Here is a 21,610-nt window from a genome sequence, read left to right on the forward strand (position 1 = left end):
GCGCCGCGCCGGACCGCCCGCAAACGACGGTCAGGGACGGCCGCGCCCGCCGCCCTCGCGCGGACGGAACCGCCGCCTCCCCGACCGACCCGTCCGTTCGCCGCTCTCTGCATCGCCACCGCGTCCGCCGATGAGCCGCCGAACTCGGTTTGCGCGGCGACCGGCGCAACGCCGTCGCTCCCGGCGTCACCCTGTGTTCGTCGACGGAGGCTTCGCCGCACGAGTGTGGGGACTTGGACGGACGGCGTCGGTGTCCGGCCGTCGACTGGAGGGGCCGAGCGTGTAGACGGCCAGGGTCAGGCGTGGATGGGAGTCGTCGGGCAGCGTCACGCTCCGCCGCCACCCCAGCCGCCGGTACAGACGTGCTGCCGGAGCGTCGGGGTGCGTGATCAGCCAGGCGGTGTTCCATCCGTCGATGGCCTGGGTGAGCAGTGCCTTTCCCAAGCCGCGGCCCCGGTGGTCGGGGCGGACGAACAGTTCGGCGAGTTCGAACGCGTCACGGGTGAGCTTGGCCGCATGCTCGAAACCGACTGTGCGGATGAGCGTTGCGTAGATGTCGCCGCCCGCCAGATCGGCCGGTGTCGGCCAGCCGTAGCACACTCCCGCCGCCCCTTCGCGGTCCCGTGCGATCCAGGCGCGGAAACCCGGACGGCTCGCCGAGGCGGCCAGCTTCCCTGGATATGCGGCGAGTTCTTCGGGCGTCTCCGACCAGGGGGGATCCGCGTAGCAGGTTCGGTAGAGCCCGGCGATCTCGCTGGCGAACTCCAGCGTCTCGTCACCGTTCAGGCTGAACATGTCCACCGGCGCTCCTTATTGCGAGAAGACTGCTGTTGCAACAAGTGTGCATTAGTGCGGTGGTGGTGGCCAGAGGCCCAGTCGTCGGGGAGGAGGGAAAGCGAGGCGGCGCCCGCCGAACCTGGCAGGGCGTGCCCTGAGCATGACTCGGGCTTCGGCGGGCGCGCGACGCAGCCGGGAGGGGCGTCAGCCAGAGGCGTCCTTGTGGACGCGGTGGGCGGCGGTGACGAGATTGCGCAGGGACACTGCGGTCTCGGGGTAGGTGCGGGTCTTCAGGCCGCAGTCGGGTTGACCCACAGCTTGGCGGGCTCGACGGCTTCGAGGGCGCGCCGCAGTTGCGCTCGATCTCCTCGGTCGAGGGACGCGGGCGGAGTGGATGTCGTAGACGCCGGGGCCTCGGTGACGGTCGAGCCGGTCAGGCCAGGAGGGTCTCCCCGATCCAGGTGCTGGGGGTGCAGCCGGGCGGGAGGGCGAAGACGGCGGAGCCGATGGGGGTGGTCCATGCGTTGAGAAGGTCGGCGTCGGCGAGCCGTTGCTGCACGGGGATGAACTGGCGTGCGAGGTCGGCCTGGTAGGAGACGAACAGCAGCCCGGTGTCGGTGACGCCGTCGGGGCCGACGTTCTCGTCGTAGTTGTAGCTGCGGCGGAGCATTCGCTGTGCGGGGTCGTGGTTGCGGGCGAGGCGGATGTGGGCGGCGTCGTGGATGACGGAGAACCCGATGCGGTCTTTGGCCGCGAAGTCGGGTTCGTCGTGTTCGTGGCGGCCGGTGAGCGGGGCGCCGTCGGCGAGGCGGCGGCCGATGGAGAACTCCTTGGCGGCCTCATCGGCTTCGTCCCACTTCTCCAGATTCATGTGGATGCGGCGCAGGACCATGAGGGTCCCGCCGCGCAGCCATTCGGGCCCGTCGTCGATCCAGACGGACTTGTCGAGGTCGGTGGGCTGGACGGTGCCGTCGAGCTGGCCCATGAGGTTGCGCTGGGTCTGCCCGGCGGGCTGGGAGGTGGGCGGGCGGCGGAAGCCGCGCTGCGTCCAGCGGACGGTCGCGAAGGCGCGGGCGTCCTTGGCGATCAGGCGCAGGGCGTGGGCGAGGGTGACGGAGTCGTCCGAGCAGAGCTGGACGAGCAGGTCGCCGCCGCTCCAGCGGTCCTGCAGACGGTCGATGCGGAACGTGGGCAGCTCGATGGGCGGCCGGAGTCGTTCGAGGCCGGCGGCCGTGAACAGGGCGGGCCCGAATCCGAAGGTGACGGTGAGGCGGGCGGGAACGCCGGCGAGTTCGGGCTGAGCGTCGGCCAGGCCCGCTTCGCCTTCGGTGAGGCGGCGGGCGTCGTCGGTGAGGATGCGCATGAGGCGGCCGAGGGCTTCGCGGTCGGTGCCGGGCCGCAGGTCCAGGCCGAGGAAGACGGCGTGGGTCTGCGGGCCGGTGGCGATCCCGGCCTGGTGGCGGCCGTGGAAGGGCTCGGCGGCCGGTGCCGCGGGGGCGCCGGGCCGCTCGTCCGGGCGCGGGGCGGCGAGGTAGCCGCCGGTGGCGGCGAGCGTGGAGCCCGCCGCCACCGCGCCTCCGACGAGCAGGCCGCGCCGGGTGAGGTCGCGGCCCATCGTCAGTGCCCCGGCGCGTAGGACTCGTTGCCGCCGTTGAACTCCTTGGCGAGCGCGGAGAACTCGACCGTGGACTTGTCGGCGAGAGTGAGAGTGAACGCGACCTTCTGCCCGGGTTCGATGGGTTCGGTGACTCCCATCAGCATGATGTGGTACCCGCCGGGCTTGAGTTCGAGCTCGCCTCCGGCGGGGACGACGAGGCCGCCCTGCTTGGCCCGCATCTTCGTCTCGGCTCCCGCCCCGACGACCTCGTGCAGCTCGACTTCGGACGAGGCCGGCGTCGCGGCCGACACGATGGTCATGTCGGCGCCGGAGGGGTTGGTGATGGTGCCGAACGCCGCGGTCATGCCCTCGTCGACGGTCTTGACCCAGGGGTCGGTGATGGTCAGTGCCGCTTTGGGGGCCTGGGACGCGGTGGTTGCGGCGGCCGGGCTCGCCGACTCGTCCTCCCCGCCGCAAGCCGACAACGGCAGGGCCAGGACGGCCAGAACGGAGACGGACATGCGCATGTTCATGAGTGGTTCCCTTCGTGAGAGTCGATGGCGCCGCCGCGATGGCGGCGCCATCGGTGAGCGATGAGTCGGGACGTCACCGACCGTGTGCGGCTTCGGCGCCGGATCACGGCGCCGATGAGGGCGTCGAGAGCGACGCGCTCGCCCGGCTCGACGCGCAGGTCGACGTCGTCGACCGCGCGCGACCGGCCGTACCGGCAGCAACCGAGTGGAGCCGCAGGGCCAGGGCGCCCGGCAGCTCCCCGCTCACGTGCGGAGAACGGCGGATCCGGGCAGGTGGCGGTACGCGCCGAGCATGGCGCGTCTGGAAGTTCTGGTCATCGATGGCTCCCGGACGAGGTGTGAAGGACGTCCGGGCGGCGCGGTCACGGGTACCGCGGCGGCCCGGCGGCGTGCTTCGCCCCGGGAGCGCCGGATCGGAAAGACCAGAGAGAGATCAGGAACGGATCACCGATCAGGCGGCCGTACCCGGGACGTTCCACGCCCCAGGGGGACCGCGCCGCACCACGACATGCCGCAGGACGGCCTGGACGGGCGCGCGCTCGTCGCCCCGCGAGCGGGCGACCGGGCGCGGCCCGGCCGGCGACCGTCCGGCCGCCAGGTACATCAGGAAGACCAGGGGCCGCAGCACCCACCCGGCCAGGTGCCGGACCAGGGCGCACAGCCGCGCCTCGCCCCATTCGAGCCATGCGGATGTGACCAGGACGCTCACGGCGTGCATCAGCAGCATCGTCAGGCCCGGGGCGCCGCCGCCGTGGTCCATCCCGTCCATGCTCCCGGCGCCGCCCATGGGCGCGGCCGGGGCGGCGGGCGCCTCGCCGCGCGTGCCGTGGGCCGCCGTCAGCAGAAAGTGCAGCACGACCTGCGACAGGGCGGTGGCGGGCAGGATGGAGGCGCGCGTGCGCTCACGGCCGGTCAGCGCCAGCGCGGGCACCAGAATGATCAAGAAGCCGGCCAGTGTCGCGGCCGGGTCCAGAGAGCCGCCGCCGAAGAGGTGCCCGAGCGCGGCGAGTCCGGCGCACGTGCCCGCGAAGCTCGCCGCGCGCACCCAGCGGACGACCGACCACGGACCCATGTCGCTCGGATACCCCCACAATCATGGACGGACGGGAACGGTACAGGTGGACTGTGCCCGTTGCGGACCGAGGCGTTCGTAACACGGCGCCGTACCCCGCACCGGCCACGGCCGTATGCACCGCGCCCTCGCGGACCCGAATGTACTACAGCCCGTAGTACATCGTCAGGAGCGGCATCGACCCCGCGCAGGACCTGGACAACCGGCCCGGCGCGTGTCGCACGCGCGGCGGAGATCCTGGCCTGGGCCCTGCACGGGGTGCTGACCGGCGAGCCGGCCGGTCCTGCCGAAACTCGCCCGCTCCGGGGCCGCGTTCTCAAGGTGTCGCGGTGTGGTGTTCGGTGATCCAGCGGGCCGCGAGCAGGCCGGAGGCGGCGGTGAGGGCGGCGGCGGCGATGACGGTGGCGTTGAGGCCGAGGGTGTCGGCGAGGATTCCGGCGACCAGGGCGCCGGCGGCGTAGCCGATGTCGCGCCAGAACCGGTAGGTGCCCAGCGCGTTGGCGCGCCAGGTGGGGTGGGCGTGGTCGGAGACCGAGGCGATGAGCGCGGGATAGACCATGGCGGTGCCGATGCCGAGCGCGACGGCCGACAGGACCCCGGCCAGCAGCGGCCGGTCCAGGAGGGCGAGGGCGAGGACGAATCCGGCGGCCTGGACGAGCATGCCGGTGACGATGAGGGGTTTGCGGCCGATGCGGTCGGCGAGGTGGCCGGTGGGGATCTGCCCGAGGCCCCACAGCAGCGGGTAGAGGCCCTTGATGAGGCCGACGGCGGCCAGGCCGAGGCCATGGTCGGTGAACAGCAGGGGGAACACGCCCCAGGTGAGGCCGTCGTTGAGGTTGTTGACCAGTCCGGCCTGGCTGGCGCCGCGCAGGGACCGGTGGCGCCAGGAGGTGAGCGCGAACGCGGCGGCGAGCCCGGGCGCTGCTTCAGCGGGTGCGGGCTTGGGGTGCCGGGCGAGTTCGAGGGCGACGTGCGCGGCGGTGTCCCGGACGATCAGTGACAGGGCGAGCCCGGCGGCGACGAAGACGACGCCGATGAGTTCGGGCGCGGGCCGCAGGCCGTAGGCGGTGGCGAGGTAGCCGGTGGCCAGGGCGGTGGCGCCGACGGCGACGTATCCGGCGGCCTCGTTCAGCCCGGTGGCCAGGCCGCGGCGGGCGGGGCCGACGAGGTCGATCTTCATATTGACCGTCATCGACCAGGCCAGGCCCTGGTTGATCCCGAGCAGGACGTTGGCGGCCACGATCCAGCCCCACGACGGCGCCCACGCCAGGACGAACGGCACGGGGACGCCGACCAGCCATCCGGCGACCAGGAGCCGCTTGCGTCGGAACCGGGCGGTCAGCGCGCCGGCGGCGAGGTTCGTCAGCGCCTTGGTGACGCCGAAGGCGATGATGAAGGAGAACACCGCCAGGTCGCTGGTGAGCCCGAACACCTCGGTGCCGATGAGCGGGACGGTCGTCCGTTCGAGGCCGACCAGGGCGCCGACGCAGACGTTGACGATGACCAGCAGGGTGAACTGCGGCCAGTTCTCGGCCAGCCCGAGCCGGACCGGACGCGCGGCGGGCGGGGCCGTGCTCACGCCGCGTCCCCTTCAGGGCCGTGGTCCAAACGCAGGTTGTGGGCGGCGGCGTAGCCGGCGGGGCCGCCGGCGAGGACGGTCACGTCGGTGCGTCCCGCGCGTTCCAGGAGGCTGGCGGCGGTCATGGCGCGTTCGCCGTGCCCGCAGGCCACGACCGCGCCCGCGGGGGCGTCGGCGGCGTGGCCGGCCAGGTCGCCGAGTTCGAGGTTGAGGGCGCCGGGCACGTGCCCGGCGGCGTACTCGGCGTGCTGGCGGACGTCGATGTAGGGGCCTCGGGGCGCCCGGCCGGCGGGGACGAACGCGGTGGTGGCCACGGGACGTCCGGCCGCGGTCCAGGCGGGCATGCCTCCGGTCAGGTGCCCGGCGAGCCGCTCGTAGCCGATCTTGTAGGCGGGCCAGACGATCTCGCCGGTGTCCTGGCCCTGCGCGGTGACGAACACCAGCGGTGTGTCGCCGGGCAGCAGCCAGCCCAGCCAGGTGGCGAACTGGTCGCGCAGCGGGATCGAGACCGCACCGGGCACGTGCCCGGCGGCGTAGTCGGCGGCGGGACGGACGTCGACCACCTGACCGCCGCCCTCCAGCAGCGCCTCCACCTGCCGGACGTCCAATCCCGGCAGCGGCGGAGCGGCCGCGAGCACGGCCGGGCCGCGCCGGTTGACCTCGGTCAGACGGTCGAAGTAGGCCGGGTAGGAGCCCAGGCTCGCCACCAGGTCGCGGGCGAAGGCGTCCTCGTCGGGTGCGGCCAGCAGCGGATTGGTGCGCTTCTGCGCGCCGATGGTGCTGGTGCGCTCGGCGCCCGGCGGGGCCGAGCAGAACGAGCCCGCGCCGTGGGTGGGCCACACCGCGACCTCGTCCGGCAGTGTCGCCAGGTGACGCAGCGACCGGTACTGGGCGCGGGCGAGCTCTTCGGTGCGGTCGGCGCCGAGCAGGTCGGTGCGCGCGGCGGAGTCCACGATCAGCGACCCGCCGGTGAACACCCCCAGCTCCCGCGTCCCGTCCAGCAGCAGGAACGACAGATGCTCGTCGGTGTGCCCTGGAGTGGCCAGCGCCCGCAGCATCAGCCCGCCCAGGTCGACCTCGTCGGCATCGCCCAGCGGCGTGTGCGGGAAGGCGCGGCGCCCCGCGGCCGACGCCAGCACGGACGCCCCGTGGTCGTGGGCGAGCTGGACGGCGCCGGACAGGAAGTCGGCGTGCAGGTGCGTGTCCGCGGCGAACGCCACCCGCAGCCCGCGGCGAGCGGCGGCGGTGTGCAGGGCGCGCAGGTCCCGCGCGGCGTCGACGGCCAAGGCGCGGCCGTCGCCGAGATCGACCAGGTAGGCGCTGTTGCCCAGCCCCTCGTCGACCAGCGGTATCAGGTGGTCCTCAGCAAAACCCACGATGACCCTCCAGGATCGTGCTGGCGGGTGCAGTCCCGCACCCATCAATTACACTATTCCATGGAAATATGGAGGATGTGATGGCGGAGAACACCGCGACCGGTTCCACGGTCGGTTCGAAGGAGTCGAAGGCGCGGCTGTACGAGGCGTTCGCGGCCGGCGGGAAGGCGCTGGCCAGCGGCAAACGGCTGGAACTGCTGGACCTGCTCGCCCAGGGCGAGCGCACCGTCGAGGCGCTGGCCGGGGCGGCCGGGCTGAACCTGACGACCGCGTCGGCCCACCTGCAGACCCTCAAGCAGGCCGGTTTCGTCGCCACGCGCCGCGAGGGCGTGCGCATCCACTACCGGCTGGCCGGAGACGACGTCGCCCGGTTGCTCGCGCTGCTGCGCAAGGTCGCCGAAACCCACCAGGCGACGGTCCCGCCGGCCCGCGACGCCTACCTCGGCGAGGACGGCGCGGCGGAGATCACCCGCGAGGAGTTGCAGGCCAGGGTCGCGGCCGGTGAAACCACGGTGCTGGACGTGCGGCCCGTCGAGGAGTACCTCGCCGGGCACATCCCCGGCGCGATCTCCATCCCGGTGGAGGAACTGGCCGAGCGGATCAGCGAACTGCCCGACCACGAAGAGATCGTCGTGTACTGCCGCGGTGAGTACTGCGTGCTGGCCTACGACGCGGTGCGGGTGCTGACCGGCGGTGGCCGCCGCGCGGTCCGGCTCAGCGACGGCATGCTCGAATGGCGCCTGGCCGACCTGCCCGTCCACGCCGGCGAGCCGACGTGACCCCGCCCATGCAACGCCACCACGCCCGTCGATCCCCGCGTCGCCGAGGCGATGAACTGGTTCGGCAACCCCTCAAGCGGCCACAACGTCGGGTCACAGCGGGCACATGGCTCAGGGGCGTCCGCGCGGCTGGAGTGGCGGGCGGACATCAGTCGCCGCGTGGCACGTACATGATGACGGCGACTCCGGCCAGGCACACCAGGGCCCCGATGACGTCCCAGCGGTCGGGCCGGAAACCGTCGGCCGCCATGCCCCAGGCCAGGGAACCGGCGACGAACACGCCACCGTAGGCGGCCAGGATGCGGCCGAAGTCGGCGTCGGGCTGCAGCGTCGCCACGAACCCGTACAGGCCGAGCGCGATCACCCCGGCGCCCACCCATAGCCAACCGCGGTGTTCGCGCACGCCTTGCCAGACCAGCCACGCCCCTCCGATCTCGAACAGGGCGGCGACCACGAACAAGGCGATGGAACGGGCGACGAGCACGGCGGCATCTTTCGACAGTGGGGCGGATATCGGGGCGGGAACTCAGGTTTCCGGGCCGAACAGCTCGACGAGCATGGCGGCGCCGTCCTCCGACGCATGTACTTCCAGATGCAGCTCAGGGCCGTCGAGAAGAAGGCGGAACCCGAAGAACGGGCAGCATCGCTGCTCGGCGGCGGCCAGCGCCGCGATGTCGGCGGCCCGGGCGGCGGGCAGGGTGAGCCGGACCCCGTCCTCGATCTCCTGCCGCCCCGCACCGTCGATGAGCCGCCGCCATTGGGCGACGCGCTCGCCGAGGCCATCGCCGTCCAGCGAGCAGGCGACCGGGGCATTCCGCCAGCGTTCGGCCTGGGCCTCGGCGGCTTGCCGATGGGGCAGGAGAGCGATGCCGACGGGACGGGGAGCCTTGGTGCCGGGGGTGAGGAACCCGCACTCGGGATCGCACGGGCCGGGCCGGTCGGGCAGGGAGTCCAGGTGCCGCAGCGCCCGGTGCAGGGTGGCGGTGAAGGCGGCCAGCTCGGCCGCGCGCGCCTCGGCGTCGGCGATGCGGGCGGCGACGCGGGGCCGCAGATCGGCCTTCACCTCGGCGCATGCGCCCGACTCCCATACCGCCAGCAGCTCAGTGATCTCTTCCAGCGGCAGCCCGAGGTGCTTGGCCGCGTCGATGAACGCCAGGCGTTCCACGGCGTCCTCGCCATAGAGCCGGTATCCGGCCGGGGAGCGGTCGGCGGGCAGCAGACCGGCGGTTTCGTAGAACCGCAGGGTCGTGGCCGGAACGCCCGTGCGTTCGGCGAGCTGGGAAATCCGCATCGTGCTCATGGGCCGACGGTAAACCTTCGACCCGACTCGAAAGTCAAGCCGTCACCGTCCAGGGTCAGCATGTCTCCTGACCGAGCCGCACCAGCAGGTGATCGACCGTGGCGACGAACCCCTCCAGGTCGGACGCCGTGACCCCGTCGAACAACCGAGCGGCGCCCTCGTCGTACTCGCCGCGCAGGCCGCCCATGGTCGCGGTGCCCTTGTCGGTGAGCGTGACGAGCGTGGCGCGCCGGTCGTCCGGATTCGCCCGCTTCTACGCCCGCGTCGCCCCGGCCATGGACGTCGGCGGCGTCACCGAACACCGCCGGGCCCTGCTGGCCGGCGTCGCCGGACGGGTCCTGGAGGTCGGCGCCGGCACCGGCGCGAACTTCCCCCACTACCCGCCCGAGGTCACCGAAGTGATCGCCGTCGAACCCGAACCGCACCTGCGACGTCTGGCCGAGACCGCCGCCCGCGCCGCCCGGGTCCCGGTCACCGTCACCGACGGCGTCGCCGAACACCTGGCCGCACCCGACCGCGACGCCGACGCCGTGGTCGCCTGCCTGATGCTGTGCTCGGTCCACGACCGCGACACCGCCCTCGCCGAGATGTTCCGCGTGCTCCGCCCCGGCGGACGACTGCACTTCTTCGAGCACGTCCGCGCCGACCACCCCGGACTGCGCCGCGCCCAGCGCGTCCTGGACGCCACCGTCTGGCCACGGCTCAACGGCGGCTGCCACCTCGCCACCGACACCGCCGCCGCCGTCCACCGCGCCGGATTCACCAACGTCCGATCGCGGAAAGTCAACTGGCCCGAAACGCGGCCGACCCTCCCGTTCGCCCCGCACATCCTCGGCACCGCCGACCGCCCCGCCCTCCAAGGAGAAGCATGACCTCCGCCGTCCTCACCACGCTCGGCACCGCCGACTTCGACCGGCACCTGACCGCCGCGCCCGAGCCTCTCCTGGTCGAGTTCTGGGCCACTGGCTGCCGACCATGCCAAGCGCTCATGCCGATCCTCGGGGAAATCGCCGCCGAGCACACCGGCCGCCTGCGTGTGGCCACCGTGAGACTCGACGACGCCCCCGACCTCGCCCACCGCTACCAGATCATGGCTCTGCCCACCCTGATCCTCTTCACCGAAGGACGAGCGACCCAGCGCATCACCGAGATCAGCACCAAGGCCGAGCTGCTGAACTCCCTCCAGCGGGGACCGCTCGCGATGTAGCGGCGACTGCGATGCTGGTCGTTCGCGCGCTGCTGTCCCCGCAAGGGCGCTTCGATACCGACACCATGCCGGGCGCTCAGACGAATGCTCGCTTTGTCCCCGCGGCGAGCCGCCGAGCCAGCAGGAGGATGCAGTGGGGCGGAGCGGACAGGGACATACCCGGGCGAACTTCGACCGCCCGGACCAGTCCCTTCCGTGCTACTTGCACAGTCTGCGGGCCTGCGGCACCGCGCCGAACTCGTTCATGTGCCCTCGGATTCGTCGGCGGCCTTCGACCAGACCCGCTCACAGGCCTCCAACCAACGCAGGTCGGCCTGCAGCCGCAGCACGATGCCCTCCAGCAGCAGGCCGGCGGTCGAGCCGTCCGGCTCCGCCAGCAGCGCGCGCTGCGCCTCGCCGAGCCGCCGCAGCAGCTCGCGGCGCTGCGCGTCCACCAACTCCACCGGATCGGCGAGCCGGCCCGCGGCCGCGGCGGCGAGCTTGAGGTGGAACTCCGTCAGGTTCGGCTTCGGCCAGCTCACCTCGCTCAGCCACGCGGCCACCCGCCGCTGCCCGGCCGGTGTCAGCGCGTACACCTTGCGGTCCGGCCGGTCCGGCAGCCCTTCGGCGCGTTCGGACGCGACCAGACCCGCCTTCTCCAGCCGGGCCAGGGTCACGTAGACCTGCCCCGCGTTCATCGACTCCCCGAGCGGCCCGAGGGCCTTGCGGAGCCGCTCGCGCAGGAGGTACCCGTGCGACGGTTCCTTCGCGAGCATCGCCAGCATCGCGTCCTGCATGGACCACCCCTAACGGCTAGCCAACGAATAGCGGTTGGCCGTCGAGGACGTCAAGCAGAAGCCGCCGACCGGACTTCGTGCTCCAGCTCCTGGATCCGCTGGCCGGCCGCGGCCAGGGTCGCCGACTCCACCGCTGCGGGGGTGGGCGTCCTTTCCTCGCTCGGTGCCACATCGTCAAGCAGCGGCTGCTCGACGATATGCACCGGCCCGGCTGCGGGGCATGGACTTGGCCCGTCGATGTCAGCAGGTCTCGCGATAGGGGGCGTGGGGGATGTGCTCCTTCCATTCGCGTTCGGTCAGCGGGCCCGACTCCTCGCACAGCTCGCGCGCCAGCCGGCCGGGGGCGACCGCGTGAGTGTGGAAGCGGCCCTGCTTGTCCACGCTGACCAGCGCCGACCCGTCCGGGGTGAACCAGAGCGCGATGAGGTCGTCGATCGGTCCGGTGAGCGGGAGGCCGAGCTGCTTCCGGCCGTCGCGATCCCACACCTTGATCTGGGTCCCGGTCGAGCTGCGGTGTCCGGTCGCGAAAAGGCGGCCGTCGGGGGAGACGGCGGTGAGCCGGTTCGTCCCGCCCGAGACGGGGCCGGTGCGCAGTTCCTCGCCCGCCGGTGCGAGGGTGCGGGCGTCGAGAATCCTGATGAACGGCCTAGCCCCGTGCGGGTAGCTGTAGAGCGTCCGGCCATCGTCGCCGATGTCGTCCACCCGTAGCGTCGCGGGCGCCTTCGTGAGGATGCGGCCAGACGGAAATGCGACCCGGCCGATGCCTGGACCTGCGTAGACCGACCTCCCGTCGGGGTGGAAGACGACCGCGCCGCCGTCTTCGGCGTCGTAGGCGGTGTTCATGCGGGTCTCGTGGAGGCGGCGTCCGGTCGCCACGTCCCAGAAGGTGAGGACGTTCACGCCGTCCGGCATTCTTACCTGGGCGGCCAGTGACCGACCGTCTGGGGAGAACGCCAACCGCTGCACTGTGCCGCTGCCCTTCGCCCTGTCGTACGCGGTGGGCAGGCTTCCCACGGGGGACCCTTTGCTGGTGTCCCAGATGTCGATTCGGGACCTGTCGGAGATCAATGCGAAGAGCCGCCCGTCGGGGCTGAGCGTGAGCGCCTCCGTCCCCGAGGCGGACACCCGGACGGCCGAGCGCCTGGTCCGGCCGGTCCAGAACTCGAAGTCGTTCCCCGAGCCGATTGCGACGGTCGACCGGTCGCGGCTCACCGTGGCGCTCACGTACACGGCTTCGCTCGTCGGCTTGGCCGGTTGCGTGAACGGGGCGACGTCCAGGGAGCGGACGGCGCCGTCCGAGCCGAGGCATCGCAGTTCGGAACCGTCCGGAGTGAAACGGAACGAGGTCTCGGAGGAGCATTCGCCCAGGGTGACCGAGTAACGCATGACGGGTTCGTGGGGCATGAGCGGCATATCCCAGATGTTGGGCCCTTCGGCGATGTACCGGCCGTCGTGGCTAAAGTGGAGTTCGTAGAACGAGACCTCTGAGAGTCCCCGGTACGTGGTCGCGTAGCCGGCGTCGAAGTCGAAGATGCTGAACCTGCCGCCGTCGAGCTTCACGGCGGCGTGCTTCCCGTCCGGGCTGAAGACGACCGGCGCCCTGGCCCCGGAGCCGAACTCGGGGACGTCGATCCGCTTGTTCGTCCGGGTGTCGAACCAGTCGAACGGACGTCCGTCCGTCCCGGGCAGCGACATGATCCGTTCGTTCGGGGAGAACGACGTCGACCACGCGGGGAAGTCGGCACCGGACGCCGTGGCGATTTTCCGTGCCGTGCGGGTGTCCCAGACTGTGGCCGTGGGTGTTTCGTCGCGGTCCATCCGTTCGATCACCAGGTACGTGCCTCGTGGGCTGAGGACCACGCGCGGGAGGTGGTCGCCGCGATCGCTGGGGTAGGAGTGTGCGTCGCGGAGCCGGGCGCGCGCGGTGTCGAGCAGGCGTGTGCGTCCGTCCGCGGTGCTGATCGCGGCGGTCCCGCCGTCGGCGGAAACGACGATGAGCCGGACGGCGGCGGGGGCGGTGTAGACGCCGGTCCGCTTCCGAGTGTCGACGTTCCACACCTCCACGCGGTTGTCGCCCGCGGCGACGAGCGTCCGGCCGGCACCGTCCAGGTCCGCGGCCGTCACATCGAAGTCGGTGAGGTCGACGACGTCTTGTTCCCACTGGTGGCGGGCGGTGAGGAGCGCCGCGTGCGTCTCGGGTCCGTGGCCGAGCCGGGCCGCCGCGACCGCGAGCCGCCGCGCCGTCTCGGGCTTCGTCCGGCGCATCGACTCGGCCAGCCCGGCGACCTGGACGGCGACGGCGCGGTCGCGTTGCCCGATCACCGTCTGCCGCTGGTCGACCGCGACGGCGGCGGCGCCCACCGCGATGACCAAGAGCACCGCGAGGACCGCGCTGAGTAGCGCCCGCAGCCGTCCCCGCCTGCGGTCCAGCGCCGCCGCCGCGTCCAGGAAACCGCGCTCAACGAGGTTGAGCGTCAGGTGGCGGCGGCCCGTCGCGGCCCACTCCAGCGCCCGCGCCAGCGCCGTGCCCTGGTACAGGTCGCCGTTCTTGCGTTCGTGCCCGTCCCACACCCGGGAGGCGACGGCGAGGGCCTGATGGACGGCCAGCCCGTCCCGCTCCGCGTCCGCCCACTCGCGCAGGCGCGGCCAGGCTCGGATCAGCGCGGCGCCCGCGAGCGTGACCGACTCGCCCTCCCACACCAGGATCCCGGCCTCGGTGAAGTCGCGCAGGACCCGGTCCAGCACGTCCGGGCCGGTCCGCCCGTCGGCGAAGTCGTCCCGCCGCGCCGCCCGCAGCGTGCTCTCCGCGTGCTCGCCCGGCGCCACCAGCCGCAGCAGGACCCCCGGCACCGCCTCCTGCGCCTTGACGTCGAGGCAGGAGAACACCGTTTCCGCCAGCTCGGCGCGGGACGGCGGAACGTGCCCGGGGGCCCGCCCCGCGCCCGCCTCCTTCTCCGCCTCCCGCAGGTCGACGCCGCCGACGAGGCCGAGCAGCAGTTCCTCCGACTCCGGGCGGTCCTTCGGGTCCTTGGACAGTGCCGCCGTGACCAGCGACCGCAGCGGCTCCTCCAGCATTGAGACGTCCGGTTCGTGCTTCGCGATTCGGTCCGCGATCACCGGGAGGGCCGGGCCGTCGAAGGCGTGCCGTCCCGTCGCCGCGAACAGGACGACCGCGCCCCATCCCCACACGTCGACCTTCGCGTCGCCGTGCTCGCTCCGGTACCGCTCGGGCGGCATGTAGCGGACGGTGCCCTTCACCAGTCCCGTGGTGGTGGGAAGTTCGGTCATCCGGGCGATACCGAAGTCGATCACCCGGGGGCCGTCCGGGCCGAGCAGGATGTTCTCGGGCTTGAGGTCACGGTGCACCACCTCGGCCCGATGGACGCCCACCAGCGCGGTCGCGACCCCGATGGCGAGCCGGCGGAGCCCGTCCGGTCCGTAGGGGCCGCCCCGTTCGACGGCACGGCGCAGGTCCGGGCCCGGCACGAACTCGCTCACGACGAAGGGCACGGGTCCGTCGAGGTCCACGTGCAGCACCTTCGCGGTGCAGAACGGCGCCACCCGCCGCCAAGCCCATGCCTCCTTCCGGAGCATCTCCCGGTCCCGGTCGCTCACCCCGTGCAGGGCCTTGACGGCCACCCGCTCGCCGTTCGGGCCGTACCCGTCGTACACCACTCCCTGCCCGCCGGACCCGAGCCGTCCGTCCAGGTAGTAATCGCCGAGCTGTCGTGGGTCGCCGGGACGGAGCGGCTCTGCCAACGTCGATCTCCCGCAAGTAACGGCGTTTCACCGAGGTGGTCGCGTCACTTCAAATAGACGCATCCGTCTTACTGAAGGTTCGGCGTGGAAGTACGGCTGGACCTCAGCCCAAGGTGTGGCGTGCCGTTCGCCGGTGCGGTCATAGGCGGCGTAGACCGACACCTCAGTCAGTCGTTGGGTCAGACCCCACCGGGAGACGCTCACATACATCATCAATGTCCGTCGTGCATGTCGCGGTGCCTGTCCACGGTTCCAGAGTCCCTTTCGCGAGGGCTCTCACTCTGGCGTCGTTTCACTCCTTCCGAGATGCTGCCCTGCCCCCTCTCGGAAGGGGGCAGGGCAGGGGAGATGGACGGGACGTCGGTGAGCCCGGGCCCGGTTACGCGACGGCGCTCCAGCGGTTCAGGGCGGTGTAGGCGGGCTGCCACTGGGTGGTGTAGGCGGCGCGGGCGGGTTCGGGGAGCGGGGCGAGCATGGTCGCGACGGTCTCCTCGGTGGCGCCTTCCAGCAGCCATGGGATGAGCCTGGGCGCGTCGGGGCCGATGCGCTGACCGTGGACCTGGCCGAAGTGCGCCCACTGCTGCGGGGTGGCGACCGCCTGGATCAGCGGCAGCGCCTGGTCCTCCTCGTGCTTGAGGTGTGCGGTCAAGCCGGTGACCAGCGAGTCGGTCAGGTCCCCGAGACGGTCGACGGGCGCGCCGGGGTCGGACAGCGCCGTGTCGATCGCAGCCATGACGTCGTCGACGGCGGCGTGCTCGGCCTCCATCGCCTCCAGCAACGCCAGATCGTCCGGCCGCTCCGCGAGCGACTCGCGCAGCGCCGGCCACAGCGCGTCGTCCTCGGCCGTGTGGTGGATGTGCAGCGACTTGGTGAACAGTTCCCAGCCGACGGCGGTGCGCAGCAGCGACCGGGGGTCGTCGTCGAGCCGCGCGGTGATCTTGGCCAGGTGTTCGAGTTCGCGCCGCAACGCGTCGTGCATGGCGTACATCGCCGTCATATCGAGCGGGCCGCTCACAGCATTGTTCCTTTCGGTTTCGTCGGGTTCGGGGACAGGGTCAGTTCCAGCTCGTCCCGGCGGGTTCCTTGATGGAGGCGTTGAGGCGGTTGAACATGTTGGTCACCCCGATCAGCATGATCAGCGCGGCGATCTGCTTCTCGTCGTAGTGGTCGGCGACCTGGTCCCACAGCGGGTCGTCCACCGCCTCGCCGGAGCGGTCGGCCAGCCGCGTGGCGGCCTCGGCCAGCGCCAGCGCGGCCCTTTCGGCGTCGTCGAAGAACGGCGCCTCTCGCCACGCGGCGACCGCCGCGATCCGCTCCGCGCTCGCGCCCGCCTTGACCAGGTTGGCGTGGTGGGCGTGCACGCACGCCGAGCAGCCGTTGATCTGGCTGATGCGCAGCCCGACGACCTCCTGCAGTTCATGCGAGATGCCGCCCGCGTTGACGGCTTTGAAGATCGCCCCGATGCCCTTCATTCCGTCGGGCAGCACGAAGGCGGGGTTGGTCATGCGTGCTTGCAAGGTCGTTTCCTTTCGCAGTGGCGGTTCGGCCGTCACACCGGTGCGCCCGGATCCGTCAATGCGGTGACGAACGCCGGTGTGACCAGCACCAACCCTCGACCCGGTCCTCATGTGGATCAACGTAAACTTCGCGCACGTGCCGATAACGCGCGGCTTATGACCGCAGATGGGAGCGCCGGTGGAGCTGCGGGACATCGAAATCTTCCTGACGCTGGCCGAGGAACTGCACTTCGCCCGGACCGCCGCCCGGCTGCACGTGTCCCAGGCTCGGATCAGCCAGGCGATCGGCCGGCAGGAACGCCGCCTCGGCGGCCTGCTGTTCGACCGTTCCAACCGCCGCCAGATCCGCCTCACCCCGCTCGGCCGCCAGCTCCGCGACGACCTGCGCCCGGTGTACGCGGGGCTGCGCGACAGCCTGGAACGCGCCCGCCAGGCCGCCCAGGGCATCACCGCCACACTGCGCGTCGGCATGCTGCCGTTCAACATCGCCGACCTGCATCCCTACTGGGACACCTTCCATTCGCGGCACCCGCAGTGGCGATTGCAGATCCGCCGCGCCCCGTTCATCGAGCCGTTCGCCGGACTCCGCGACGGCGAGTTCGACGTTCTGGTCGTCTGGCTCCCCGTGGAAGAACCCGGCTTCACCGTGGGCCCGGTCCTGTTCACCGACCAGCGCCTGCTCGCGGTATCCGCAGAGGACGAACTGGCCGGACGGGCCTCGGTGACACTCGAAGCCCTCGCCGACCGCCCGCACGCCATGGCCCCCCAGATGCCGGACTACTGGGAGGACAGGTACCTGCCGTTCCAGACTCCGCGAGGCCACCTCATCGAGCGCAGCCGGACCATCAGCAACGGCGACGACATCATCAACCTCGTGGGCACCGGGGAGATCGTCCACAGCTTCCCCGCCCACGTCACCAAGTATTGGGCGGTGCCGCACATCCGCTGGCTGCCCATCCGTGACATGGCGCCCCTGCCCTACGCCATGGTGTGGCGCACGGAAGCCGAGAACGATCCCATCCGAGCCCTCGCCCGGATCGTGCGGGAGCTCGGACCGACGGACCAGCACGACTCCTGAGCGACTCCGCTACCGCCGCGGTGGCTCGATACATGCCCAGGCGAACAAATGTCCAGCAAGGCATGTGCAACGTGTGGGTTCCCTGATCCCGTTTCGTGCGAGTCGATGACCTTGAGGCCACCGAACGCGGACGGCTGGCCAGGGTGCGGGACGCGTGCGAGCGGGTGCAGGAGGCGCAGCGGCTGCTGGCACCGGGTTTCGACGGGACGCTCGTGCTCACGGCGTTGCGCGAAGAGGAATGGCGGCTCGCCTCCAGGATGAGGGGTCGCGCGCCGACCAGGGGCGCCTGCGCGGTGGCCTCGCCGTCCGGGGTGCCCAGGAGAAGGCCTCGGCGGCCTCGTCGACCAGCATGCGCAATCGCTCCGGCGGTAGGGCCCGGGGGACGGCTTTGGGCGAGGACGCGACGGCGCAGTAATCGCAGGTCGCGTCCAGCGGCGGGCTCACGCCTCATCACGCTGTGGCTTCGGACTCTCCGCATGGCCGCGCGAGGTCGGCGGCCGCTGCGTCAAAGTCCTGATCACCGTGCGGAAATGGGATCACTGGGGCAGGTCGACGCCGAGTACTTCGCGGGCCAGTTCCTTGAGGGCCGCACGTTCTTCTTCCAGCACCTGCTTCCCGGCTTCGGTGGCCCGGTAGACGCGTCGGGTGCGACCTTCCACCACCCGCTGTTCCGAGACCAGCAGCCCGTCGGCCTCCAGCCGGTGCAGCGTGGGGTACAGGGTTCCCGGGCTGATGTCGTAGCCGTGTTCGGCCAGTTCCCGCGTCATCCAGGCTCCGTGGATCTCCTCCTCGGCCGCGTGATGCAGGATGTGCAGCCGCACCGCCCCCCGGATGAAGTCGCGCATGCCTTCGCCTCCTTGACCGCCCTGGACGCAAGGCCATGTCACCAGACCGATATCGGTTTCCGATACCAGACGTGGTGCTAGATCTGTCGACGGTCGACGACGCGGTCAGGCGGTCAGTTGCGCCTGGTCGCCAGGCGGATCGCGTACCAGGCGGCTCCGGCGGCCAGGACGGCGGCGCCCGAGACGACCGAGGACACCGGCAGGGTGAACGCGAGCGTCAGGCAGCCGGCGAGGCCGGCCGCCGGGACGATCCGCGCCGGGCGGCCCTCGCCGGGACCGAGCGTCCACGCCGAGGCGTTCGCGATCGCGTAGTAGATCAGCACGCCGAAGGACGAGAAGCCGATGGCGCCGCGCAGGTCCGCGGTCGCGGCGAGGATCGTCACGACGGCGCCGACCGCGAGTTCGGCGCGGTGCGGCACCTTGAACCGGGGGTGCACGGCGGCCAGGGCGTGCGGCAGGTGCCGGTCGCGGGCCATCGCCAGCGTGGTGCGGGACACGCCGAGGATCAGCGCCAGGAGGGAGCCGAGCGCGGCGACGGCCGCTCCGATCCGCACGACCGGGGCCAGCTCGGCGAGCCCGGCGGCGCGGACGGCGTCGGCCAGCGGCGCGGACGCGGCGGCGAGACCGGGGCCGCCCAGGACGGTGAGGGCCGCGACGGCGACGAGCGCGTACACTGCCAGGGCGATGCCCAGGGCGATGGGGATGGCGCGGGGAATGGTGCGGGCCGGGTCGCGGACCTCTTCGCCGAGGGTGGCGATGCGGGCATATCCGGCGAAGGCGAAGAACAGTAGGCCCGCCGAGCCGAGGACGCCGTCGAAGGAGGCGTCCGTCCCGATGCTGAGGCGGGAGGCGTCCGCCTGCGCGGATGCCAGGGCCGTGACGACGAAGGCCGCGAGGACGGCGAGGACGACCGCGACGATCGCACGGGTGAGCCGCGCGGACTTGTGCACGCCCGCGTAGTTCACCGCCGTCAGCGCGACGACGGCGGCGGCCGCGACGGCGTTGGCGTGGCCGGGCCAGGCGTACAGGCCGACGGTGAGGGCCATCGCGGCGCACGAGGCCGTCTTGCCGACGACGAATGCCCAGCCGGCGAGGTAGCCCCAGAACGCGCCGAGCCGTTCCCGGCCGTAGACGTAGGTGCCACCGGACGCCGGGTACAGCGCGGCCAGCCGTGCCGAGGAGGTCGCGTTGCAGTACGCGACGATTCCGGCCAGTCCCAGTCCGAGCAGCAGCCCGGAGCCCGCCGCTCGGGCCGCCGGGCCCAGCGCCGCGAAGATCCCCGCGCCGATCATCGAGCCCAGGCCGATCACCACGGCGTCGAACGTCCCCAGCCGTCGCCGCAGTTCGGGCGCGCCTCCGCCGGCCGGCGGGATGCTCGACGGCCGGCTCATGGTGGGCTCCCGGGCGGTACGGCCTGATGGCTGCAAAATCGATATCGGGTAACGATATCTGGTGTCGAGGAGCCCACGGGGTCCGCGGGCCTCGTCGATTCTCGACCGCGCCGCCCGGGACGACCGGCGCCGTGCGCCTGCTGCTCGAAGGGTGAGGGCTCCGACCCGGCGTGAAGCCCGAGCCCTCACCGGTGTTCAGCGGCGCTCGTCGCCCTTCCAGACGGAGACGATCGCCGGACGGGGCAGGCGGCCAGGGCCGTCGGGCCAGGCGGAGGCCGGGTTCTCGGCGGTGGCGCCGTCGATCTCGCCCGGGTGCTGGGCCGCGACCAGGACGCGGTCGCGGGTGATGACGGGGCCGCAGGTCTCGGCGCCCTTGGGGACGGTCAGGAACTGCTGGACGTGGCCGCGGTGGGGCCCGGTGAGCGGGACGGCGAACAGGCCGTCGTTGGAGCCGAGGGCGTTGCCGTCGGTGGAGATCCACAGGTTGCCGAGCTCGTCGAACGCCAGGTTGTCGGGGCAGGAGATCGGGCTGACCTTGGACTTGTCGAACCCGGCGAAGTAGGTGCCGGGATCGTCGGGGTCGCCGCACACCAGCAGCAGCTTCCAGCGGAACCGGGTGGCGCCGGCGTTCGACCGGTGCTCCTCCAGTTCGAGGACGTGGCCGTGCTTGTTGCCGTTGCGCGGGTTGGCCTCGTCGGCTCCGGCCTTGCCGGCGGCGCCGCGATCGGTGTTGTTGGTCAGCGCGACGTAGACCCGGCCGGTGCGCGGGTGCGGCTCGACGTCCTCCGGGCGGTCCATCTTGGTGGCGCCGACCTTGTCGGCGGCGAGCCGGGTGAAGACGTACACCTCGTCCGCGGTCATGCCGGGCACGTGCGAAGTGGTTCCGGTCGCCAGCGGGATCCACGTACCGGTGCCGTCGAATTCTCCGTCGGCCGGGAGCGTACCGGAGCCGTCGATCTCCTTTGCCGGGCTGTCGCCGGTGAACGTGGCGACGTAAAGGGTCCCCTCGTCCAGCAACCGCATGTTGTGTTCGCGGGCACCCTTGCCGCGGCCCTTCTTGTAGCGGTGCTTGGAGACGAACTTGTACAGGTAGTCGAAGCGTTCGTCGTCCCCCATGTACAGGGCCACGCGCCCATCGGGAGTCAGACGCGGCTCGGCGGCCTCGTGCTTGAAACGGCCGAGTGCGGTCCGCTTGCGAGGCGTGGAGTCCGGGTCGTACGGGTCGATCTCGACGACCCAGCCGAACCGGTTGGGCTCGTTGGGCTCCTTGGCGATGTCGAACCGGTCGTCGAACCGTTCCCATTTGCGCCCGCTCGCGCCGGTCGGCAGACCGTACCGCGCCAGACGGGCCCTGGCGGCGGGATCGGTGACCCGGCCGGCGTTGGCGAAGTACTGGTTGAAGTTCTCCTCGCCGGTCAGCACCGTGCCCCACGGCGTCGTGCCGCCGCCGCAGTTGTTGAGCGTGCCGAGCACCCGCCGTCCGGACGGGTCGGCGGACGTCTTCAGCAAGGCGCTGCCGGCGGCCGGGCCGGTCAGCTCCATGGGGGTGGTGGCGGTGACGCGACGGTTCGTCGGGTGCCCGGCCACCGGACGCAGCCGCCCGGACCGCCGGTCGGCGTCAACGACGACCACGCTGAGGCCGTGGGCGGCCCACGCCGTCTCGACCTGCTCCCGGGTCGGGGCGTCCGGGTCGTAACCGAAGAACATGAGTTCCTCGGAGGTGTACTCGTGGTTCACCACCAGCAGCTTCTGGCCGCGCCGGTGCGACAGATCCAGCAGGGCGATGTAGTCGTTGTTGTAGCCGAACTGCCTCGCCTGCGCCTGCGGGGTCTGCCGGGCCGGGTCGAACCGCGGCGCGCCGCGCAGCACCGGGTCGCCCCAGCCGATGACGACCTGCTGCGCATAGCCGTCGGGGACGACCACGGCGTCGGCGGTGTTCGGCGCGACCGGGGCGAAGTTCAGCCCGCGCGGCCGCCACCGGCAGGGCCCGGGCCGCCCGCCCGCGGCCTGCGGCGCGGCCGCCG

Annotated in this window: 20 protein-coding genes and 1 pseudogene; 4 read left to right on the plus strand and 17 right to left on the minus strand. The window is 72.0% G+C overall.

The window, feature by feature from the left end; genetic code table 11:
- Positions 1–186 precede the first annotated feature (186 nt).
- The 7 genes and pseudogenes from ACFQ11_RS17230 to ACFQ11_RS17260 form a co-directional block, all read right to left on the minus strand.
- Entirely contained in the window at positions 187–795 is a 609-nt protein-coding gene (locus ACFQ11_RS17230) for a GNAT family N-acetyltransferase (RefSeq protein ID WP_378299692.1), read from the minus strand.
- Positions 796–981: 186 nt separating this feature from the next.
- Positions 982–1,194: pseudogene (locus ACFQ11_RS17235) on the minus strand (hypothetical protein); the annotation flags it as partial.
- Between the two features lie 16 nt (positions 1,195–1,210).
- Positions 1,211–2,392: a Dyp-type peroxidase gene (locus ACFQ11_RS17240; protein ID WP_378299649.1), complete on the minus strand. Its 1,182-nt coding sequence runs from the start codon at positions 2,390–2,392 to the stop codon at positions 1,211–1,213.
- Between the two features lie 2 nt (positions 2,393–2,394).
- Positions 2,395–2,895, minus strand: coding sequence for a copper chaperone PCu(A)C (locus ACFQ11_RS17245; protein ID WP_378299651.1), 501 nt, complete (start codon positions 2,893–2,895; stop codon positions 2,395–2,397).
- A 463-nt stretch (positions 2,896–3,358) separates the two neighbouring features.
- Entirely contained in the window at positions 3,359–3,979 is a 621-nt protein-coding gene (locus ACFQ11_RS17250; protein ID WP_378299653.1) for a hypothetical protein, read from the minus strand.
- Positions 3,980–4,295: 316 nt separating this feature from the next.
- Positions 4,296–5,558 carry an MFS transporter gene (locus tag ACFQ11_RS17255; RefSeq protein ID WP_378299655.1) on the minus strand — a complete coding sequence of 421 codons (1,263 nt, stop codon included), beginning with the start codon at positions 5,556–5,558 and terminating at the stop codon, positions 4,296–4,298.
- Positions 5,555–6,934 (minus strand): MBL fold metallo-hydrolase, encoded by a 1,380-nt coding sequence (locus ACFQ11_RS17260; RefSeq protein ID WP_378299657.1) that lies wholly within the window; start codon positions 6,932–6,934, stop codon positions 5,555–5,557. Before ACFQ11_RS17260 ends, ACFQ11_RS17255 begins: the two co-directional genes overlap by 4 nt.
- A gap of 80 nt (positions 6,935–7,014) precedes the next feature.
- Between ACFQ11_RS17260 and ACFQ11_RS17265 the strand changes: the two genes are divergently transcribed.
- On the plus strand, positions 7,015–7,713 hold the full coding sequence (locus ACFQ11_RS17265; protein WP_378299659.1) for an ArsR/SmtB family transcription factor: 699 nt from the start codon (positions 7,015–7,017) through the stop codon (positions 7,711–7,713).
- A 148-nt stretch (positions 7,714–7,861) separates the two neighbouring features.
- Here the strand turns inward: ACFQ11_RS17265 and ACFQ11_RS17270 are convergent, their stop codons facing one another.
- From ACFQ11_RS17270 to ACFQ11_RS17280, 3 genes are read right to left on the minus strand one after another with little or no spacing between them, the layout of a single operon-like run.
- Complete coding sequence (locus tag ACFQ11_RS17270; RefSeq protein WP_378299661.1) at positions 7,862–8,197, minus strand: YnfA family protein; 336 nt, start codon at positions 8,195–8,197, stop codon at positions 7,862–7,864.
- Positions 8,198–8,239: 42 nt separating this feature from the next.
- The gene (locus ACFQ11_RS17275; RefSeq protein WP_378299663.1) at positions 8,240–9,013 is read right to left on the minus strand and encodes a MerR family transcriptional regulator; all 774 of its coding nucleotides are present in this window, start codon (positions 9,011–9,013) and stop codon (positions 8,240–8,242) included.
- 55 nt (positions 9,014–9,068) lie between these two features.
- Positions 9,069–9,200 (minus strand): hypothetical protein, encoded by a 132-nt coding sequence (locus ACFQ11_RS17280; protein ID WP_378299665.1) that lies wholly within the window; start codon positions 9,198–9,200, stop codon positions 9,069–9,071.
- A gap of 19 nt (positions 9,201–9,219) precedes the next feature.
- Between ACFQ11_RS17280 and ACFQ11_RS17285 the strand changes: the two genes are divergently transcribed.
- Positions 9,220–9,885: a class I SAM-dependent methyltransferase gene (locus ACFQ11_RS17285; RefSeq protein WP_378299668.1), complete on the plus strand. Its 666-nt coding sequence runs from the start codon at positions 9,220–9,222 to the stop codon at positions 9,883–9,885.
- Positions 9,882–10,220, plus strand: coding sequence for a thioredoxin family protein (locus ACFQ11_RS17290; protein ID WP_378299670.1), 339 nt, complete (start codon positions 9,882–9,884; stop codon positions 10,218–10,220). The genes ACFQ11_RS17285 and ACFQ11_RS17290 overlap by 4 nt, the downstream gene beginning before the upstream one ends.
- Before the next feature lie 242 nt (positions 10,221–10,462).
- Here the strand turns inward: ACFQ11_RS17290 and ACFQ11_RS17295 are convergent, their stop codons facing one another.
- The 4 genes from ACFQ11_RS17295 to ACFQ11_RS17310 all read right to left on the minus strand — a co-directional run bounded on the left by ACFQ11_RS17295 (position 10,463) and on the right by ACFQ11_RS17310 (position 16,272).
- Positions 10,463–10,996 carry a PadR family transcriptional regulator gene (locus tag ACFQ11_RS17295; protein ID WP_378299672.1) on the minus strand — a complete coding sequence of 178 codons (534 nt, stop codon included), beginning with the start codon at positions 10,994–10,996 and terminating at the stop codon, positions 10,463–10,465.
- 240 nt (positions 10,997–11,236) lie between these two features.
- Positions 11,237–14,755, minus strand: a complete 3,519-nt coding sequence (locus ACFQ11_RS17300) for a protein kinase domain-containing protein (protein WP_378299674.1) — start codon at positions 14,753–14,755, stop codon at positions 11,237–11,239.
- Between the two features lie 379 nt (positions 14,756–15,134).
- Positions 15,135–15,770, minus strand: a complete 636-nt coding sequence (locus ACFQ11_RS17305) for a hemerythrin domain-containing protein (RefSeq protein WP_378299676.1) — start codon at positions 15,768–15,770, stop codon at positions 15,135–15,137.
- A gap of 40 nt (positions 15,771–15,810) precedes the next feature.
- On the minus strand, positions 15,811–16,272 hold the full coding sequence (locus tag ACFQ11_RS17310) for a carboxymuconolactone decarboxylase family protein (protein WP_378299678.1): 462 nt from the start codon (positions 16,270–16,272) through the stop codon (positions 15,811–15,813).
- Between the two features lie 178 nt (positions 16,273–16,450).
- Between ACFQ11_RS17310 and ACFQ11_RS17315 the strand changes: the two genes are divergently transcribed.
- The gene (locus ACFQ11_RS17315) at positions 16,451–17,350 is read left to right on the plus strand and encodes a LysR family transcriptional regulator (RefSeq protein WP_378299680.1); all 900 of its coding nucleotides are present in this window, start codon (positions 16,451–16,453) and stop codon (positions 17,348–17,350) included.
- A gap of 536 nt (positions 17,351–17,886) precedes the next feature.
- On the opposite strand, the gene ACFQ11_RS17320 is transcribed toward ACFQ11_RS17315, so the two are convergent.
- The 3 genes from ACFQ11_RS17320 to ACFQ11_RS17330 form a co-directional block, all read right to left on the minus strand.
- Positions 17,887–18,195 carry a PadR family transcriptional regulator gene (locus ACFQ11_RS17320; RefSeq protein WP_378299682.1) on the minus strand — a complete coding sequence of 103 codons (309 nt, stop codon included), beginning with the start codon at positions 18,193–18,195 and terminating at the stop codon, positions 17,887–17,889.
- A 113-nt stretch (positions 18,196–18,308) separates the two neighbouring features.
- A complete protein-coding gene (locus ACFQ11_RS17325) occupies positions 18,309–19,586 on the minus strand; it encodes an APC family permease (protein WP_378299684.1) in 1,278 nt (425 codons plus the stop codon).
- A gap of 195 nt (positions 19,587–19,781) precedes the next feature.
- Positions 19,782–21,610: PhoX family protein (locus ACFQ11_RS17330; protein ID WP_378299686.1), on the minus strand; the 1,829-nt coding region annotated here is incomplete at its 5' end.

The organism is Actinomadura sediminis (assembly GCF_042675525.1).
GTDB lineage: Bacteria > Actinomycetota > Actinomycetes > Streptosporangiales > Streptosporangiaceae > Spirillospora > Spirillospora sediminis.

Bases quoted from the DNA above. Each gene is read 5' to 3' on its own strand.
- ACFQ11_RS17240 (WP_378299649.1), bottom strand. From the start codon at position 2,392: ATGGGCCGCGACCTCACCCGGCGCGGCCTGCTCGTCGGAGGCGCGGTG.
- ACFQ11_RS17250 (WP_378299653.1), bottom strand. From the start codon at position 3,979: ATGGGTCCGTGGTCGGTCGTCCGCTGGGTGCGCGCGGCGAGCTTCGCG.
- ACFQ11_RS17245 (WP_378299651.1), bottom strand. From the start codon at position 2,895: ATGTCCGTCTCCGTTCTGGCCGTCCTGGCCCTGCCGTTGTCGGCTTGC.
- ACFQ11_RS17290 (WP_378299670.1), top strand. From the start codon at position 9,882: ATGACCTCCGCCGTCCTCACCACGCTCGGCACCGCCGACTTCGACCGG.
- ACFQ11_RS17275 (WP_378299663.1), bottom strand. From the start codon at position 9,013: ATGAGCACGATGCGGATTTCCCAGCTCGCCGAACGCACGGGCGTTCCG.
- ACFQ11_RS17280 (WP_378299665.1), bottom strand. From the start codon at position 9,200: ATGGGCGGCCTGCGCGGCGAGTACGACGAGGGCGCCGCTCGGTTGTTC.
- ACFQ11_RS17320 (WP_378299682.1), bottom strand. From the start codon at position 18,195: ATGCGCGACTTCATCCGGGGGGCGGTGCGGCTGCACATCCTGCATCAC.
- ACFQ11_RS17295 (WP_378299672.1), bottom strand. From the start codon at position 10,996: ATGCAGGACGCGATGCTGGCGATGCTCGCGAAGGAACCGTCGCACGGG.
- ACFQ11_RS17325 (WP_378299684.1), bottom strand. From the start codon at position 19,586: ATGAGCCGGCCGTCGAGCATCCCGCCGGCCGGCGGAGGCGCGCCCGAA.
- ACFQ11_RS17230 (WP_378299692.1), bottom strand. From the start codon at position 795: ATGTTCAGCCTGAACGGTGACGAGACGCTGGAGTTCGCCAGCGAGATC.
- ACFQ11_RS17265 (WP_378299659.1), top strand. From the start codon at position 7,015: ATGGCGGAGAACACCGCGACCGGTTCCACGGTCGGTTCGAAGGAGTCG.